The following is a 17,000-nucleotide window of genomic DNA, read 5'->3' on the forward strand; positions in this document are numbered from 1 at the left end:
TTGTACATTTGGTAAAGCCTTGGCCTATTCGGCAGCGGCTTTCTTCGCCGCCGGCTTGTCGATAAAGCCGAAAAGATGCCCGCCTACTTTGCGGATCTGAATTTCCTCCGAGCCTTCCGTGATCCGGTAGCGCCGGTGGTGGCGGTAGATATGCTCGAAGGGCTTGTGGCGCGAATAGCCGATGGCGCCATGTACCTGGATCGCCAAATCCGCCGCCTGGCAAACGAGACGGTTCGCGCGGTAATTGCACATCGAGACTTTATCTGAGAGATAGCGCGCCACATCCGGTTTCGACATGCGGTCCATCTGCCAGGCTGTCTTGTAAACCAGATTGCGGATCATCTCGCATTCCGTATGCGCCTCGACCAGCGGAAACTGGATCGCCTGGTTGGAGGCAAGCGGCTTGCCGAAGGGCGCGCGCTCCTTGGCATATTGCACGCTTTCATTGATGCAATATTGCGCCGCGCCCACGCCCGAAGCCGCCTGGCGGATGCGGTTTTCATGCACGAAATGCTGCGCCAGCGCGAGCCCGCTTTCCGGCTCGCCGAGGATCGCCGTCTCCGGCACCCAGACATCCTTGAAGGAAACGCGCGGATGGTCCGTCGGCATGTTGAAAGTCCAAAGATATTCCTCGACCTTCACCCCCGGCAGATCCGTCGGCACGATGAAGCAGGTAATGCCGCGCGCCGAGCCGTCCTTGCCGGAGGTGCGGGCAAACAGAAGATCGTGGGTTGCGACATGCATGCCGGTGTTCCACATCTTCTCGCCATTGATCAGCCAGCCATCGACCCCGTCGCGTTTTTCCGGCACCGCGCGGGTTTCCATCCAGGTCGCGTCCGAACCGTGATTGGGCTCGGTAAGGCCGAAGGCCATGCGCACCTTGCCGGCGATCGAGCCTTCGATCAGCTCTTTCTTCTGCGCTTCGGTGCCGAAATCGCGCAGCATCAGCACGGTCGGGAAATTGCCGACGATCGAACTTTCATTTTGCAGATCGTTGTGGAGCCCGAGCCCCTTGGCCGCCAGATGCTCGCGGATCACCGCCATGCCGAGATTGGTGCCGTTCTGCCCGCCATATTCTTCCGGCAGCGCATAGCGCAGATGCCCGGCCGCATCCGCCCGGCGGCGCATCTCGGACAAAAGCTCTTCCCAATCGTGGCGCGGCAGCCCGCCATTGTCCCAATCGGTGCGCGCATGTTCGCGCCGGTGATCGAAGAAACGGATATTGTCGTCCTGCTCCTCGAGCGGCTTGATTTCCTTTTCGATGAAATCGTCGAGGATCAGAAGATAATCGCGCAGGTCTTGCGGGATATCGAAATCCATGAATTCCCTCCCTTAAGCGTCATTCGCTTTGTTGTATTGTGTTCGCGTTTCAATGACTGATGGGAGAACTATATCCTGTGTGCCGCGCGCGAAAAGCGCTGTCGCGCCAGCCACCCGCCTGACGTCGCGTCCCCGCCGAAAGAGGGTCTTCTCAATCGTTAAGAAAGAAGAGCGGCGCGGCCCGCCTATTAACGCTTTCTATGTGCAAGTACCTGCCCCACCACAATATTTAGCCGTGAACGGAACACGAAAACGGGCATGTCAGTGATTCGGACGCGCTTTGTTTCCCTATTGATCCATTTCTTAACCGGCCCACTTTTAACCTTTTGAAAACAGCGCCAGCGCCCCTTTTTGCCCCTTGCCACCCGGCCGCTTTGACCCGATTGTGCCCCTTGTGATGACCCGACCCTCCCCACAGCATCTTGTGTATGCCGATAGCCGCCTCGGCGCCGTTCTGGGCCCGACCAATACCGGCAAAACGCATCTGGCGATCGAGCGCATGCTCGGCCACAGGACCGGCATGATCGGCTTGCCGCTCCGGCTTCTGGCGCGTGAGGTCTATGAACGGGTCTGCCGCAAAATCGGCGCGCCCTCCGTCGCGCTTTTGACGGGCGAGGAAAAGATCGTGCCCGCCCGCGCGCGCTATTGGGTGTGCACGGTCGAGGCGATGCCGGTCAGCCAGCCCGTGGATTTTCTAGCCGTCGATGAAGTGCAGCTTGCCGCCGATGCCGAGCGCGGCCATGTCTTTACCGACCGGATATTGCGCGCCCGGGGCATCGAGGAAACGCTGTTTCTGGGCTCTGAAACCGCCCGCCCCCTCATCTCGAAATTGCTGCCCGCCGCCCATATCGAAACCCGTCCGCGCTTTTCCGAACTCACATTTATGGGCCCGCGCAAACTGACGCGCCTGCCGCGCCGCTCCGCCGTCGTCGCCTTTTCCGCCGAGCAGGTCTATGCCATTGCCGAGCTGATCCGCCGCCACAGAGGCGGGGCCGCCGTCGTCATGGGCGCGCTTTCCCCGCGCACCCGCAATGCCCAGGTCGAGCTTTACCAGAACGGGGACGTGGATTTTCTCGTCGCAACGGATGCCATCGGCATGGGGCTCAACATGGATATCGACCATGTGGCCTTCGCCCAGACCGAGAAATTCGACGGGCGCCAGCACCGGCCCTTGCGTATCAGCGAGCTTGCCCAGATCGCCGGGCGCGCGGGGCGCTATGCCAATGACGGCACCTTCGGCACGACGGGGGATGCCGCCCCGCTCGACAATGAAACCGCCGAGCGCATCGAGGAACATTATTTCGAGCCCGACCGGCAGTTTCAGTGGCGCAATACCGATCTCGATTTTTCCTCCATCGACCGGCTGATCGCGAGCCTGGAAGCCCCGCCCCGCCGCGAGGGGCTGGTGCGCGCACCCGTCACCAGCGATCTGGAAACCCTCTCTTTGATGTCGAGGGACCGTGAGATCCGCGGCAAGGCGGAAAAAAAAGAGGCCTTGAAACTGCTCTGGGAAGTGGCGCAAGTGCCCGACTTCCGTAAGATCATGGCGTCCGATCACGCCGCACTTTTGTCACGTCTTTACTTTTTCCTTATGGAAGACGGTATCATTTCCGAGGATTGGCTTGCCAAACAGGTTGCGCTGACGGACAAAACAGACGGCGATATCGATACGCTCTCGACACGCATTGCGCATATGCGGACTTGGGCCTTCGTCGCCAACCGGAACGGGTGGCTGAAAGACCCGGACCATTGGCAAAAGCGCACCCGCGCGATAGAGGATAAGCTTTCCGATGCGCTTCATGAGCGTCTGACACAACGCTTTATCGACCGGCGAACAAGTGTGCTCATGAAACGTTTGCGTCAAAACGAGGAACTGATGGCGTCTATTACTGCTGACGGAGAAGTGCTGGTAGAGGGCGAATATGTCGGCCGGCTGCAAGGGTTCGTTTTCGTGGCCGACCCGCGCGCCGAGGGCGTGCATGACAAAGTCCTGCGCACGGCCTCGCTGAAGGCGCTTGCAAGCGAAATCGAAAGCCGCGCCGCGCGCATCGCCGCTGCCGAAGACGGCGCCATTTCGCTGAGCGAGCATGGCCGTCTTCTCTGGGAAGGCCAGGCCGTTGCCAAATTGCACAAAGGCGAAAGCGCGCTGCGCCCGAAAGTCGAGCTCATCGCTTCCGATCAATTGACGGGCCCGGCCCGCGAACAGGTTCAGGCGCGGCTTGAAAAATGGCTGAGCGGCCATATCGCCCACATCCTCGAACCGCTCGTCAAACTGAACGCCGCCGAAGACATTGCAGGCCTTGCCCGCGGCATCGCCTTCCAGCTTTATGAAAATCTCGGCCATCTGCGCCGCGAGACCGTGGCAAACGAGTTGAAAGAGCTCGACCAACCCGCCCGCAGCCAACTGCGCAAATATGGTGTGCGCTTCGGCGCGTATTCCGTCTTCATGCCCGCGCTTTTGAAACCCGCGCCCGCCCGGCTTTTGCTGACGCTCTGGTCCTTGCAGCGCGAGACGGAAGCGGCCGATCCTTTTGCCGATCTGCCCAATCCGCCGGCGCCCGGCCTCACCTCCGCGCCCGCCGAGCAGAGCGCGCCGCAAGGTTTCTATGAAGCGCTGGGCTTCCGCGTCTGCGGCACGCGCGCCGTGCGCCTCGACATGCTCGAGCGCCTGGCCGACCTCATTCGCCCGGTCATTGCCGAGCGGCGCTATAAAGGCGGCTTCCGCGTCACCCCCGACATGATGTCGCTGGTGGGCTGCTCGGGGGAAGAATTCGCGGGCCTTCTGCGCGGGCTCGGCTACCGCATGCAGCTTGAAAAAGTGCCCCAATCGGTAATCGAGGCGGAAAAGCAGCCGCCCGCCCCGGCAGCAAAGACCGAAAGCAAAGAAGAAGCCAAAGCGGCCGAAACCGCACCAGCCCCGGTCCCGCCAGCATCGCTGGAAGAGGCAGGCCCCGCCGCCTCCGAAACCGCTTTGCCGGGGGAAGTTGCCGCAGAGACAGCCGCATCCGAAGAGCCTGCCGCCGATGCCGTAACCGAAACGGCGGCGCTGCCCCAGACCACCGAGGAAGACACGCCCACCGCCGCGCCCGAAACACCGGCGCCTGCCGCCCAGAATGAAGATCTGGAAGGCGGCGAGGCGGCACCCGCAGCACCCGCCGCCGAGACCGCATCTGCCGATGCCGGCACCGATGCAGCAAAGACCGATGAAGCAAAGACCGGCGATGAGCTCGTCGAAGTGGAAATCTGGCGCCCGCAGCGCAAGAACCCGCGCGGCCGCCAGCCCGGTCATCGCGGTCAATCCAGGGACAAAGCCAAAGACGGTGCCGAGAACGCCGAGGACGGCGGCAAAAAGCCCAAGGGCAAATTCCAGGGCAAACGTAAAGGCGCGCCCGGCAAGGGCGGCGGCCCAGGCGGCAAACAGGGCGGCAATCAGGGCGGCAGGCCGAAATCGGGCCCGCAGCGCTTTTCAGCCAGCCCCGCGCGTAAAGACAAGATCGATCCCGACTCTCCTTTTGCCGCGCTCGCCGTGCTGAAAGAAAAATCCGGCAAGGAATGACGCCGCCGCCAGAAGACCCCGCTGCAGACCCGGCTGCGGAGACAGCCGCCAATCAGCGCCTTGACCGCTGGCTCTGGTTCGCCCGTTTCTTCAAAAGCCGCACCCTGGCCGCCAAACTGGTAACGAGCGGCAAAATCCGCGTGAACAGCGAACGGGCATCCAAAGCCAGCCGCCTTGTGCGCGCCGGGGACGTGCTTACGTTCCCCTTGGGGCCGCATATCCGCGTGATCAAAATTCTGGCGCCCGGTACAAGGCGGGGCCCGGCCAGCGAAGCGCAATTGCTTTATGAGGATCTGTCGCCGCCGGCGCCCATCGCCCCCGCGCCCGGGACAGGGGAACGGGAGAAAGGGGCCGGACGTCCCACCAAAGCCGACAGGCGGCAAATAGACCGCCTGAAACGGCCACAATGAGCGGGGATAAGGCCTTTGGCACTAATCCCCATAAAAGATTTGTAGTTGTTATTAATATCCTATTCGGATATGGAAAATAAAACTCAAGGACAAATCTTCCATGTTGAACCGGATCAAGGCGCTCTTTGCCGAGGCGCCGGAAAAAGGCGAGGAAAAGAGCTTCGATGAAGGGCTCGTGGCCGCAGCGGCGCTTTTGGTGCGCGCGGCCTTGATGGATTCGGACTTCGGCGCGGTCGAGCGCGATGTCATTTCCTCGGCCTTGCGCCAGTCATTCGGCCTGAGCGAGGAAGAAGCCGCCTTGCTTCTTGCCGAAGCGGAAGCGGAAAACGCGGAAGCGACGGACCTTTTCCGCTGGACCTCGAAGCTGCGCGAGGAGTTCGATCACGCGCGCCGGGTTCAGCTCATCGAACGGCTCTGGGAAGTGGTCTATGCCGATGGCCGGCTCGACGACTTCGAGGCCAACCTGTTGCGGCGCGTTGCCGGGCTGATATACGTTCCGGACCGCGAATCCGGCGCTGCAAGGCAAAGGGCGCGACAGAAACTGGGATTGGACGGCAACTAGCTTGCAGTCAGTAAAAGCCCTGGCGCACCAAGGACAAGCCAGGAGCTGGAGGACCGGAGAGCACGATGACCTATGTGGTGACCGAAAACTGCATCAAGTGCAAATACATGGACTGCGTGGAAGTTTGCCCCGTGGATTGTTTCTACGAGGGCGAGAACATGCTGGTCATTCACCCCGATGAATGTATCGACTGCGGCGTTTGCGAACCTGAATGCCCGGCCGAAGCCATCAAGGCCGATACCGAGACGGGTCTGGAAAAATGGCTGGAGCTGAACACCGAATATGCCAATAAATGGCCGAACATCACCATGAAGCGCGATGCGCCGGAAGATGCGGCCGAGCATGACGGCGAGGAAGGCAAGCTGGAGAAATATTTCTCCGCCGAGCCGGGCGAAGGCGATTGAGCTCCCACAGAAAGACCCCGGCAAGCGCCTGCTTTCCGGGTCCAAGAAAAGGCGCCCTGCAAATGGCGCCTTTTTTATTGGGTTAAGGAAAAACTCGACAAAACCGCCCTATCCTTCTGTTTTCAGGAGGGTTTTACCACCCCGCGCTTCCTTTTTAGGAAAATATGTGGTATGCAGATGAACAAATGGGCTCGTACAAATCGACAACAGCGCCGGAAAACGGCGCTTTTGCTTTGACAGATGGCCGTGCCAGGCACCCGTTCCTCGCGGCGTTGCGCCCGTGGGAACCTCGAAACTGCGTGTATCAGATATTTTACACACGGCAAACGAGCAAACTGAACGCGGGAGATGGGCTCACCGCACTGGAACCTGACAGGCTTGCCTCATAACTGAACCGGCCAGGCCAGCGCGAAAACGCGGGGCGAAACGGGACAGGTACGGCAAAACCTGAATGGCTGGATTTTTTCGTGAACTGGAAGCCGGCGGCCCCTCAGGGGCGCGAAAACCGGCGAGATTGGAACGAAGCTATGGCGACAAAAGCAAAAAAATCCCCGAAAGCCGCTGCCAAGAAAACGGCGGCGAAAAAGAAGCCGGCGCCCAAGAGTGCTGCGGCCAAAACCAGCGCGAAAAAAACCACAGCCAAAAAAGCCCCCGCAAAAAAACAACAACCTCTAAGACCGGAACAAAACCCAACGTGAAAGCCGCACCGAAAAAATCCGCCGCCCAAAAACCCGCTGCGAAGAAAGCGGCGGCAAAGAAACCTGCCGCCAAAAAGGCGGCTGTGAAGAAGACCACCGCCAAGAAAGCGGCCGCTTCCACCGCCAAAACCAGCGCCAAGAAGACCTGCGCCAGCAAGCCGGCCGCTAAAACCGCCGCCAAGAAGCCGGCAGTAAAGGCTGCGGCCAAGAGCGCCGTGAAGACCGCGCCGAAGAAGAAGGCGGCGGCAAAATCGGCGGAGCCCAAGAAAACCGCGGCCAAGGCTGAAAAGCCGGCGGCAAAAGCGGCAAGCCCGGCCAAAAAGGCCAAAGCCGCCCCGCAGACGGACGAAAAAGCGGCCAAGCCCGCCGCCAAGGCGCCCGCGAAAGCCGAAGCGCCCAAGGCCGAGGCCCCGAAGGCGGCGCCCAAACCGAAGCCTGCGCCGAAAAAAGTGGTGATCAACTTCAAGCCGAACGAATCCATCGTCTATCCGGCGCATGGGGTGGGCAAGATTCTGGAGATCGAGGAACAGGAAGTGGCCGGCCACAAGCTGGAGCTCTTCGTCATCACCTTCGAGCAGGACAAAATGACGCTGCGCGTCCCCACCAACAAAGTGGACTCGGTCGGCATGCGCAAACTCTCCGACAAGTCCGTCGTCGAGGACGCGCTTGCCACCTTGAAGGGCCGGGCCCGGGTCAAACGCACCATGTGGAGCCGCCGCGCCCAGGAATACGAGCAGAAGATCAATTCAGGTGATCTTATTTCCATCGCCGAAGTGGTGCGCGATCTGTTCCGCTCCGAGCGCCAGCCCGAGCAGTCTTATTCCGAGCGCCAGCTCTATGAAGCCGCCCTCGACCGGATGGCCCGCGAAATCGCCGCCGTCGAGGAAACGAGCACGGAAGCGGCCAGCGCCAAGATCGAGGACATTCTGCAAAAGGCCGCCGCAAAGGCGAAACCGACCGAAGCGGCTTAGGCTTTTAGGCTCAGGCTTCAGGCCATCCAGCTTTCAATGGCCCCGCGGCTTGCCGCCGGGGCCATTTTTCTTGGGCCGGTCAGCCCTCCCGGCAGGCACATAACCGGAAAATGCCGAAAAACCCTAGTGATAACAAGGGCATAACCGGTTTGTGACTTTGGAATTAATCCAAACTGTGATGGAGTACGTAGGAGGAGATGACAACGGCGGAAAGCGCCTTGCCCCGACAAACCCGGGAGAGCGAGAATGGCGGCAACAGAAGTTGGACAATCTCAAACGGCCCAGCGCCGCTTTGCAAAAAACGCGCTGAGCAAACCTCTTTTAACTCTCGAACGCGAGCAGGAACTGGCCCGGGCCTGGGCCGATGATCAGGACACCCGCGCCCTGCATGAGCTAACCCAGGCGCATATGCGTCTCGTGATCGCCATGGCCTACCGCTTCCGCCATTACGGATTGCCGGTGGGCGATCTCATCCAGGAAGGCAATGTCGGCCTCATGCATGCCGCCCAGCGTTTCGATGCGGACCGGGGCGTGCGCTTTTCCACTTACGCGGGCTGGTGGATCCGCTCCCAGATCCAGGATTACATTTTGCGCAACTGGTCGATCGTGCGCACCGGCACGACCTCCGCGCATAAATCCCTGTTCTTCAATCTGCGCCGCCTGCGCTCGAAAATCGCCAATGGCACGAAAGAAGCGCTGACCCACACCGACCATCAGCTTATCGGCCAGATGCTCCACGTTTCCCCCGACGACGTGGCTTATATGGAAGGGCGCCTCTCAGGCTCCGACCGCTCGCTCAACGCGCCAGCAGGCGGGGCGGGCGAGGAAGATGCCCCGCAATGGCAGGACCTTTTGGTGGGGGAAGAAGAAAGCCCGGACGATCAGGCGATCTGCGCGCGCGACACCGAACTTCTGCGCCAGCATATCGCCCGCGCACTGGAGGAGCTGAGCGAGCGGGAACAGAAAATCGTCGAAACGCGGCAACTGCGTGAAGACCCGCTGACCCTTGAAATGCTGGGCAAGCAGCTCGGTATTTCAAAGGAACGCGTGCGCCAGATCGAGCAGCAGGCACTTAAAAAAATGAAAGAGGCACTCGTCGCCTCGCTCGGCCAGAACGCCGAGGCCGCGCTTCACGGCTATTGAGGTTCCGCAAGCCCATCGCCTCCCTCTCCCGCATCCGCCCTCTTGCGGGAAAGCCGCCTCACTCGGCGATGAGTTTGACCGTGCTGGACGGTTTGGGCTCCCCCCCTCGCCCAGGCCGTTCAGCACCCGGAAGCGTTCAAGCGCATAAGCCTCCACTTTCATGCGCGCGGCAAGCGCGGCGGCGCTTTCGCCCGGCCGCACCTTCACCGTGCGGATGCGCAGCGGCTTGATGCGCGCGGCTTCGGCTTTCGAAAGCAGCCGGAAACTTTCCACCATCGCGCCGATTGCCGCGTCATGAACCGTGCCGGCCTGCGGCACGGTACCGGCGAGGAAACGGTAAACCCGCCCGTCCCCTCCTTCGATCGCGACAATGCGCGTGCGCATGTTCTGCAGGCGCGTCCAGGCCTCGGCGGCGGCAAGGCCGCCGATCTCCAACCGGCGCAGTTCCGTCAGGCGCAGCTGCCGCGCCCAATCGTTCACCAGATAACCAGCAATGTCCTGGCCGGACGCCTTCTTATCCGTATCGAATTTCACGATGCTTTTATCCGGGCCGAAAGCCCAAACGGCCTGCGGGGTGTTTTGCAGATGAAAATCTTCCGGCGCTTTAAACCGGAAGCCGAGGCCGGAATGCAAAAACTCCCTGCCTCTGATCACGCCTTCTTCGGGCCTATCCCCGTAAAGCAGCCCGTCAACGGCCTGCAAATGCGCAGCCGCATTTACCTCGCCTGCACCTTGCGGCATACCGGTCTCGGCGGCAAGGCGGGCAGCTTCTCTTACCCGCGCATCGTTTGCCGGATGGGTTGCCAGCCAATCGACTTGCACGGCGCCGGCCCCGCGGCCAGAAAGTTTGGCGGCGAGCGCCGTTTCCGCGGCAAGCTGTTTCAAAAAACTTGCCTGCGCATAAGGATCGTATCCGGCCCGCGCCAGATAGCGCACGCCAAGACTGTCCGCCTCAAACTCCTGCTCGCGCGAATAGCTGGCAAGCAGGCCCTGGCTGCCCAGATTGAAAAGCTGATTGACCGCCGAGCTTCCCACCACCGCGCCGAGCAGCGTGCCGAAAATTTGCGAGCCGACGGCGGCGGTCTGACGCTGGGCACTGTGACGGGCGGCGACATGGCCGATCTCGTGGGCAAGCACCCCGGCAAGTTCGGCTTCGCTATTGGCAAGCGCGAGCAGCCCGCGTGTCACGTAAACATAGCCGCCGGGCAGCGCGAAGGCGTTGACGACGGGACTGTCGAGCACACTGACCGTATAGGGAATATCGGGCAGGTCGGAGGCACGCGCCACGCGCAGCGCCACTTTGGCGACATAAGCGCCGACGCGCGCGTCCTCATAAACGCCGCCATAGGCTTTGAGGATTTGCGGATGCGCCTCGGCCCCAATCCGCGCTTCTTCCTGGGGCGACATGAAGGGTGTGAAGTCTTCCTCGCCCGTAGCCGGATTGGTGGTGCAGGCGCCAAGCCCGGCAAAGATCCCTGCCATAAGCGCCGCAAGAAACATCTTGCGCATACCTGCACCCGCCGGCCGTTTCATCGTTCCACCTTGCGCCATCCGCGCTTCCCCCCTTACGCCGCTGCCTGCTTTTCAGGCACAATTTAAGCAGACCGTCTGAACGCGGACTGAACACACGCATATGTGATTTTAGTTATATTGATACACAAAAGCGCCTCTCACTAGAGTACTCACGTTAATCCACGATGAGAGGTGGGAAATGGACTCCCAGAAGAAAAGCTTTAAGAAAACCGCTCTCGTGCTCGGTACGGCCATGGCCATGTCGAGCGCGGTAGCCGCAGGCCCCGCATTCGCATCCTGCTCGCCCTGCAACCCTTGCAAGGCAGCATCCTGCAGCGCATGCAATCCCTGCAACCCGTGCAAAGCAGGCGGCTGCAGCCCCTGCAATCCGTGCAACCCCTGCAATCCTTGCGGCGCGCACTAAGCACGTGATTTAAAAAAACCCGGCGCATCAGGGCCTTTCGGGGCTGTGTTGCGCCGGGTTTGTCGTTTATAGAGGGGTGGTCAACCTCAGGAATACCGCCGTGAGTGAACAGGACCCTTACCGCCCTCCGATCTGCGCGATAGCGCCCGACTTGCGCAGCCGTATGGAAAAGGCTGCCGACGAGATCGTGGAAATCGCCAACGAACTGGCCGGCGCAAACCGCAATGTCGTCAGCGCGCTGCTCGATCCGGAAACGCCTTTCTACGAGTGGCAGCATTATCCAAAGGGCGATGTCTTCGACCCCTTAACCCATGCGCAGTTCTATTATCACTCCCATAACGGCGAATGGGAGGAGCATGGGCACTTCCACACTTTCCTGCGCGCCGGCGGCATGCCTGAAACCGCAACCCCGGTTCCCCATGAGGGTGACGACAAGCAGGACTGGCCGGAAGGAAGCGACGCGCTGAGCCACCTGATCGCGTTTTCCATCGACCATCACGGCCTGCCTGCCCGCCTTTTCACCACCAATCGCTGGGTCACGGGCGAAACTTTCTATCCCGCCGAAGACGTGATCGCCATGCTGGACCGGTTCGACATGAATGTTGCCGGACCTTACGAGATGACGGGCCGCTGGCTCTCATCCATGTGCCTGCTCTTCCGCCCGCAGATCGAGGCGCTCTTGCGCGAGCGCGACGAGACCGTGGCGGCGCGCGCCAAAATCTATGCGCCCACCGGCAAGGACATTTACGAGGACCGGGCGCTGGAAGTCACCTCGGCCTGTGAAATCTCGATCATGGATCAGCTGCAATGGCTGGGTCTTTTGGACGAGTGAACGTTTAAGCGCTAACGGTTTTCCGCGCCCTCTTCTCCAGGCTGCGCTTCTTCCACCCGCATTTGCCCGGCGCCGGGCAGCATCAGGATTTCGATCTGCTCGGGATGGGTGAGAACGATTTCCGGCCCGTTCCTGTCCCGCAGCCAGCCGCGCACACGGACCACCCCGCCTTTCAGCGCCTTCAGCATTTCCGGGACAGGTCTACCCGGCCCGAAACGGCGCAAATCGCGCTTGGTAATCGTAACGGTAAAATCACGCCGCCAATTGCGGGAAAAATTCAAATAGAGCTTCGATTTGACCAGGGAAACATCGGCAACCGCCCCTTCCACCAATTGAAACGAGCCGGTAAGCCCTTCCAGCTTCTTCAGATCATCCGCGCTGCGCACCGCGTAAAATGGATGCGCCCAGATACCGCGCAGCGCCCGGCGGGCCGCCTCTTCCGCCTCCAAAAGCTCGAGGGTGCAGCCGTGATTGTCGGCAAAACTGTAAACCCGCGCCCAGCCTTGCCCGACAAGCGCCCGCTGCGCCCAGATTTTTTCCTCGCCTGCGAAAATATGGGCTAGCACCCGGCCATGCCGGTCCACCGAGCGCCCGTCCACCCGCAGCGCGACCTCCTTGCCGAGCAGCAAATCCGCTGCCGCCGCGCGGGCTTCTTCGGCCAGCGGCCAGGGCATAAACCCTTTGCGGCCAAGGGCGAGTTTCGGAGCCTGGATCCCGACGAAACGGATTTCACGCCCATCGGCAAGGCGGGCCGTATCCCCGTCGATCACCTCCTCGACCGTGCCGCCGGGCAACTCACGCATGGCGCAAGGTTCCGCGCGGGCCGCGCCCGGCAAACCCGCCATCCAGAAGAAGGCGCCCAGGAGCAAGGAAGCCGCGAGCGGGAAAGAAACTGAGGGCATGAACCGCAAAAGCTCGAAACGTCAAAGGAACACCGGATGGGCCGGCACTGCCGGCAGCTGGAAATATGAAGGCGCCAGAAGAGATGACCGGCACGCACATTCGCTCACGCCCGTGCGCAAGCTTCGCTCAGAGCCCCGCCCCTTCCGGCAGCCCGTCCGCATCATTATCCCGCATACCGGCCCGGTGAGCAATGATCGCCGCTTCCGTGCGATTGCGCACATTCAGCGCTGCCAGAATGGCGTTTACATGCAGCTTGACCGTGGCGAGCGCGATGCCCAGCCTTTCGGCGATTTCCTGATTGGAGCGACCGGCGGCAAGATGGTGCAGCACTTCATGCTGGCGCGGCGTCAAGCCCGACAATGCGCCGGAACCGGGAATGCCCGTGCCCGCTGCCCCCTCGAAATCATAAACGGCCCCTTCGTCAAAACCGCCCGGCCCGCTCTCAAGACCGCGCTCCTGGCCTGTGCTCTCGCCCTTGCCATAATCGGGCACATAAGGCCCCCCTTTGGCAAAGGCCCGCAGCGCCCGTTCAAGCTCGCGTATATCGCCATGTTTGGGCAGAAAAACATTCACCCCCAGCGCCATGAATTCGGGAATAAGGAAAAAATCATCCCGGTCCAGAAAAAGCGCCAGCGCGAGCGAAGGCCGGGTCCGCAAGAGCGCGCCCAGCAAAGAGGCAGGCTCCGTGCCCACGCGGGAGGGCACATCCAAAAGCGCCGCGCCAAAGGGCTCGCCCCGCCCCAAAACACCGCGCGCTTCACCAAGAGAGCCGGCTTCGCCAATATGCGCAGGCTCCAGCACCCGGCCCGCCAGCCCGGCAAGCCCATGCCGCAGCAAGGGCTGCTTGCCGATCACCAAAAGCCCGCCCTGGATGGCGCGGCTTTGAGGGCGGCTTGGAGACCCCTCCGCCCGGTGCCCGCCCGGCGCGGGCCCGCGCGGCGCCCCGCGCCTTTCGTCTGAAATCTGCCCTTGCACCGCGCCTAAGCTCCACTGCCAATCACTTGACCAACACAAACAGTCCGGCCCAAGCCCCCGCCAAAAAGACAAAACCCCCGAAGGGGCGCCAGCGTCCGGCAACGCGTCACAACGTGTCTTAATGGCGGCGCCTTGCGCCTTGGTGAAATAGAAGCGGCAGCATGTCTTTAAATTCTAAGAAAACCCCTTCCAATAAGGGTGCAATTCTTTCTTAAATTGAGAGAAATACTTCAAACCGGCATAGAATAATGGTGCGCGGGGGGCACCGCCAGAACAGCCGCTGGCGAAAAAGTGAGCGTCCATAAAGGCAAAGGAGCCGCAATACAGGCGCCCGGCAGGGCTCATCTTACCTTTTTGATAAGATTTTTCTGAATTACTGGACGGATAAGGCAAAGGGCGCGCCTGAGGAGGGGATCCGGCGCGCGCATAAGCCATTGAAAGGGTGGGGAAGTATTTATGTCCGCAAACTCGGCAACCAAAGATTCGTCTCTTTTCGGCTCTATCGCCGGCCTTGGCCGCGGTAAGGGGCAAGGCGCGGCCAAAGCCGGCAAAGTATCGCTCGCCGATGCGGTGCAAATGCTTGCCGCGCAGGAGTTCGTGGAGTTTCCGGAAGGGGCCGAAGACGGCAAGGCCGGGCCCGTCTGGCAGGCCATGGCCGCCATTGCCCATGAATTGTCGAACGGACGGCGCCTGCAGCAAATGGTGGATCAGATCCCCGTTTCCGTCGCCACCGTCGACCCCAAGACCTTGACCGTCAATTACGTCAATGAAACGGGCACCGAAACGCTGCGCATGGTCGAAGACGCCCTGCCGGTGAAAGCGGAGAACATTGCCGGGCAAAGCATCGACATCTTTTTCAAAAACCGCGAGGAAGAGGGCAAGCGGGCCGCCCAGCCCGCGGGCCTGCCCTTCAGCACCGTGGTCGAAATCGGCGATGAACGCCTCGATCTGACGCTGAGCCCGCTTACGAACCGCGAGGGAAAATACCGCGCGGCGATGATGAGCTGGCGCGTGGTGACGGACGAATTGCGCATGGCCGAACAGGTCAAAGCCGTGGTCGGCTCGGTCAGTTCCGCCACCTCGGACGTGGAAAACAGCGTGCGCTCCATGACCGAGCTTGCGCAAACCGCGGCCGAAAAGACCGCGCTTGTCGTCGATGCCTCGGGCCGCGCCTCTTCCAATGTGCAGACCGTGGCCGGCGCCGCCGAAGAGCTTTCCGCCTCCGTGCGCGAAATCGGCCAGCAGGTCATGAAGAGCTCCGACATTGCCTCGCGCGCCGTCGATCAGGCCCGCTCGACCAACGCCACCGTGCAGAGCCTGACGGAAGCGGCGAACCGCATCGGCGAAGTGGTCAATCTCATTACCGATATCGCAAGCCAGACCAATCTTCTGGCGCTCAACGCGACGATCGAAGCGGCGCGCGCGGGGGAAGCGGGCAAAGGCTTTGCCGTCGTCGCCTCCGAAGTGAAGGCGCTCGCCAATCAGACGTCCAACGCGACGGAAGAGATTTCGAGCCAGATCGCGGCCATTCAGTCCGTTACGGCGGATTCGGTGACGGCCATCGCCTCCATTCAGGAAACGATCGACGAGATCAGCACCATCGCAACGGCGATTGCAAGCTCGGTGGAAGAACAGGATGCCGCCACTTCCGAAATCGCCCGCAATGTCACGGAAGCGGCCGAAGGCACGAGCCATGTGACGGAAAATGTCGGCGGCGTGGAAGACACGGTCCGCCAGACGAGCGAAGCGGCCAGTCAGATGTCGGGCTCCGTCGCCAGCCTTGCCGAGCAGGCCGGGGGCTTGCGCGAACAGATGGACCAGTTCCTGGCCAAGATCATGAAGCACTGAGCAGCGCGAGCTGCCCAAGCAGACAAAAAAAAGCGCGGAGGCTTTCCCCCGCGCTTTTTTTATTCACGCCCGATACTGCCCTATTAAAGAGAAAATGGTGATCCCGGCAGGATTCGAACCTGCGACCCTCAGATTAGGAATCTGATGCTCTATCCTACTGAGCTACGGGACCCTGTTCTCCGCCCGCAGCGCGGGCGAAGACAGCTATAGCAGAGAGAAAATCGGGAAGGTAGCCCTCAAAACCCCGCAGAAACGCGCGCCTAACGGGCGTCAGGCGACCTTGTGCTGCTTTTCGCAGATCACGATCTTGTCGCGGCCGGAGCCTTTGGCTTCATAAAGCGCCTGGTCGGCGCGCTTATACATGGCAGCGAGATTGTCGTTGGGTTTGAGGCCCGTCAGGCCCATGCTCACCCGGTAGGTAAGCACCTCATCGGGCAGCACCACCTGCTGCCGGCGGATCTGCGCCATGAGCCGGTTCAGCACCAAAAGCGCGCCGTCTATATCGACACCCGGCATGACGATGGCGAATTCTTCCCCGCCCAGCCGGTAGAAACGGTCCTCACCGCGGATGCTTGTCATGCAAAGATCCGCCATGGCTTTGAGCACCAGATCGCCCGCCACATGGCCGTAGCGGTCGTTGATCGTTTTGAAATGATCGATATCGATGACCGCCATATGCATGGGCGCGCCGGTGAGCACTGCCCGGCCGATCGTCTCGGGCACTTCCTTGTCATAACCGCGCCGGTTGAGCGCGCCGGTCAGCGCATCGCGCACGCTCAGCGCCTCGAAGGCTTTGGCCTGGGCTTCTTTTTCCTTCAGCGCGATTTCCGTCATCACCGCATGCGCCAGATCCTTGAGCAAGAGCCTGTCGGCCTGAGAGAAATCGCGCGGCCTCGTGTCGATAACGCAAAGCGTGCCGAGCACAAAGCCGTCTTCGGTGATGAGCGGCGCGCCGGCATAAAAGCGGATATTGGGATTACCGGTGACGAGCGGGTTGTCGGTGAAGCGCTCATCGGTATGGGCATCTTCCACGACGAAAACGTCCTCGCCCATAATCGCATGCGCACAGAACGCATGCTCGCGCTTACCTTCCATATCGCAAATGCCGACACGGGATTTCCACCATTGCCGGTCCCGGTCGATGATCGAGACAAGGGCGATCGGCATCTGGAAAACCGCAGCGGCCAGACGCGTGATCCGGTCGAAATTTTCATCCTGAATGTCATCGAAAATGTCATAGCGCTCCACGGCGCTTTGACGCTCGATTTCATTCTTCGGCAAGGGACAAGACATGGGTTCCAACCGCTCCACTCAACCTATGGTCTAGTGTCGGGCAGAGAGCTTGAAAAAATGTATAAGTGTTCACTCAGATTTGAGATCCATGCTTAACGCGAAGTTAAGACTTTACCGGCCCCTCCCGCGCCCATCCCGCGCACCTTCCT

Annotated in this window: 14 protein-coding genes and 1 tRNA gene; 8 read left to right on the plus strand and 7 right to left on the minus strand. The window is 61.1% G+C overall.

What is annotated here, in order from left to right; translation table 11 throughout:
- Positions 1-24: 24 nt before the first annotated feature.
- On the minus strand, positions 25-1,320 hold the full coding sequence (locus tag M2A_RS09685; RefSeq protein WP_045446457.1) for an acyl-CoA dehydrogenase family protein: 1,296 nt from the start codon (positions 1,318-1,320) through the stop codon (positions 25-27).
- Between the two features lie 424 nt (positions 1,321-1,744).
- On the opposite strand from M2A_RS09685, the gene M2A_RS09690 reads away from it, so the two are divergent.
- The 4 genes from M2A_RS09690 (at position 1,745) to fdxA (ending at position 6,252) form a co-directional block, all read left to right on the plus strand.
- Complete coding sequence (locus tag M2A_RS09690) at positions 1,745-4,876, plus strand: helicase-related protein (protein ID WP_369384780.1); 3,132 nt, start codon at positions 1,745-1,747, stop codon at positions 4,874-4,876.
- Positions 4,873-5,286, plus strand: coding sequence for an RNA-binding S4 domain-containing protein (locus tag M2A_RS09695; protein WP_045446460.1), 414 nt, complete (start codon positions 4,873-4,875; stop codon positions 5,284-5,286). The genes M2A_RS09690 and M2A_RS09695 overlap by 4 nt, the downstream gene beginning before the upstream one ends.
- A 100-nt stretch (positions 5,287-5,386) precedes the next feature.
- The gene (locus tag M2A_RS09700) at positions 5,387-5,848 is read left to right on the plus strand and encodes a tellurite resistance TerB family protein (RefSeq protein ID WP_045446463.1); all 462 of its coding nucleotides are present in this window, start codon (positions 5,387-5,389) and stop codon (positions 5,846-5,848) included.
- Between the two features lie 65 nt (positions 5,849-5,913).
- Positions 5,914-6,252, plus strand: coding sequence for a ferredoxin FdxA (gene fdxA / locus M2A_RS09705; protein ID WP_045446466.1), 339 nt, complete (start codon positions 5,914-5,916; stop codon positions 6,250-6,252).
- A 525-nt stretch (positions 6,253-6,777) separates the two neighbouring features.
- Here the strand turns inward: fdxA and M2A_RS18360 are convergent.
- Complete coding sequence (locus tag M2A_RS18360; protein ID WP_244444416.1) at positions 6,778-7,431, minus strand: hypothetical protein; 654 nt, start codon at positions 7,429-7,431, stop codon at positions 6,778-6,780.
- On the opposite strand from M2A_RS18360, the gene M2A_RS18365 reads away from it, so the two are divergent.
- Both M2A_RS18365 and M2A_RS17775 read left to right on the plus strand, forming a co-directional pair.
- Positions 7,403-7,921 (plus strand): CarD family transcriptional regulator, encoded by a 519-nt coding sequence (locus M2A_RS18365; RefSeq protein WP_244444417.1) that lies wholly within the window; start codon positions 7,403-7,405, stop codon positions 7,919-7,921. The two genes, M2A_RS18360 and M2A_RS18365, sit on opposite strands and share 29 nt — an antisense overlap.
- 246 nt (positions 7,922-8,167) lie before the next feature.
- Positions 8,168-9,064 carry an RNA polymerase factor sigma-32 gene (locus M2A_RS17775; RefSeq protein WP_045446469.1) on the plus strand — a complete coding sequence of 299 codons (897 nt, stop codon included), beginning with the start codon at positions 8,168-8,170 and terminating at the stop codon, positions 9,062-9,064.
- On the opposite strand, the gene M2A_RS09720 is transcribed toward M2A_RS17775, so the two are convergent.
- A complete protein-coding gene (locus tag M2A_RS09720; RefSeq protein ID WP_197052897.1) occupies positions 8,957-10,597 on the minus strand; it encodes a M48 family metalloprotease in 1,641 nt (546 codons plus the stop codon). The genes M2A_RS17775 and M2A_RS09720 overlap by 108 nt on opposite strands.
- A 503-nt stretch (positions 10,598-11,100) precedes the next feature.
- Here M2A_RS09720 and M2A_RS09730 point away from each other — a divergent pair.
- Positions 11,101-11,832 (plus strand): DUF6969 family protein, encoded by a 732-nt coding sequence (locus M2A_RS09730; protein WP_156101725.1) that lies wholly within the window; start codon positions 11,101-11,103, stop codon positions 11,830-11,832.
- An 11-nt stretch (positions 11,833-11,843) separates the two neighbouring features.
- Here the strand turns inward: M2A_RS09730 and M2A_RS09735 are convergent, their stop codons facing one another.
- The gene (locus tag M2A_RS09735) at positions 11,844-12,635 is read right to left on the minus strand and encodes a thermonuclease family protein (protein ID WP_197052898.1); all 792 of its coding nucleotides are present in this window, start codon (positions 12,633-12,635) and stop codon (positions 11,844-11,846) included.
- Positions 12,636-12,861: 226 nt separating this feature from the next.
- Positions 12,862-13,590, minus strand: coding sequence for a response regulator transcription factor (locus M2A_RS18190; RefSeq protein ID WP_197052899.1), 729 nt, complete (start codon positions 13,588-13,590; stop codon positions 12,862-12,864).
- Positions 13,591-14,166: 576 nt separating this feature from the next.
- On the opposite strand from M2A_RS18190, the gene M2A_RS17390 reads away from it, so the two are divergent.
- Positions 14,167-15,558, plus strand: a complete 1,392-nt coding sequence (locus M2A_RS17390) for a methyl-accepting chemotaxis protein (protein ID WP_052379377.1) — start codon at positions 14,167-14,169, stop codon at positions 15,556-15,558.
- A gap of 95 nt (positions 15,559-15,653) precedes the next feature.
- Here the strand turns inward: M2A_RS17390 and M2A_RS09750 are convergent.
- Positions 15,654-15,730: transfer RNA gene (locus M2A_RS09750), tRNA-Arg, on the minus strand.
- Between the two features lie 98 nt (positions 15,731-15,828).
- Entirely contained in the window at positions 15,829-16,839 is a 1,011-nt protein-coding gene (locus M2A_RS09755; protein WP_052379378.1) for a GGDEF domain-containing protein, read from the minus strand.
- Between the last annotated feature and the right edge of the window lie 161 nt (positions 16,840-17,000).

Source organism: Tepidicaulis marinus, assembly GCF_000739695.1.
In the GTDB taxonomy this organism is placed as follows: Bacteria; Pseudomonadota; Alphaproteobacteria; order Parvibaculales; family Parvibaculaceae; genus Tepidicaulis; species Tepidicaulis marinus.

What these genes read in the sequence shown, in the direction of transcription:
- M2A_RS09685 (WP_045446457.1), bottom strand. Translation starts at nt 1,320, where the DNA reads ATGGATTTCGATATCCCGCAAGACCTGCGCGATTATCTTCTGATCCTC.
- M2A_RS09695 (WP_045446460.1), top strand. Translation starts at nt 4,873, where the DNA reads ATGACGCCGCCGCCAGAAGACCCCGCTGCAGACCCGGCTGCGGAGACA.
- M2A_RS09700 (WP_045446463.1), top strand. Translation starts at nt 5,387, where the DNA reads ATGTTGAACCGGATCAAGGCGCTCTTTGCCGAGGCGCCGGAAAAAGGC.
- fdxA (WP_045446466.1), top strand. Translation starts at nt 5,914, where the DNA reads ATGACCTATGTGGTGACCGAAAACTGCATCAAGTGCAAATACATGGAC.
- M2A_RS18360 (WP_244444416.1), bottom strand. Translation starts at nt 7,431, where the DNA reads ATGGATTCGTTCGGCTTGAAGTTGATCACCACTTTTTTCGGCGCAGGC.
- M2A_RS17775 (WP_045446469.1), top strand. Translation starts at nt 8,168, where the DNA reads ATGGCGGCAACAGAAGTTGGACAATCTCAAACGGCCCAGCGCCGCTTT.
- M2A_RS09720 (WP_197052897.1), bottom strand. Translation starts at nt 10,597, where the DNA reads ATGAAACGGCCGGCGGGTGCAGGTATGCGCAAGATGTTTCTTGCGGCG.
- M2A_RS09735 (WP_197052898.1), bottom strand. Translation starts at nt 12,635, where the DNA reads ATGCGTGAGTTGCCCGGCGGCACGGTCGAGGAGGTGATCGACGGGGAT.
- M2A_RS17390 (WP_052379377.1), top strand. Translation starts at nt 14,167, where the DNA reads ATGTCCGCAAACTCGGCAACCAAAGATTCGTCTCTTTTCGGCTCTATC.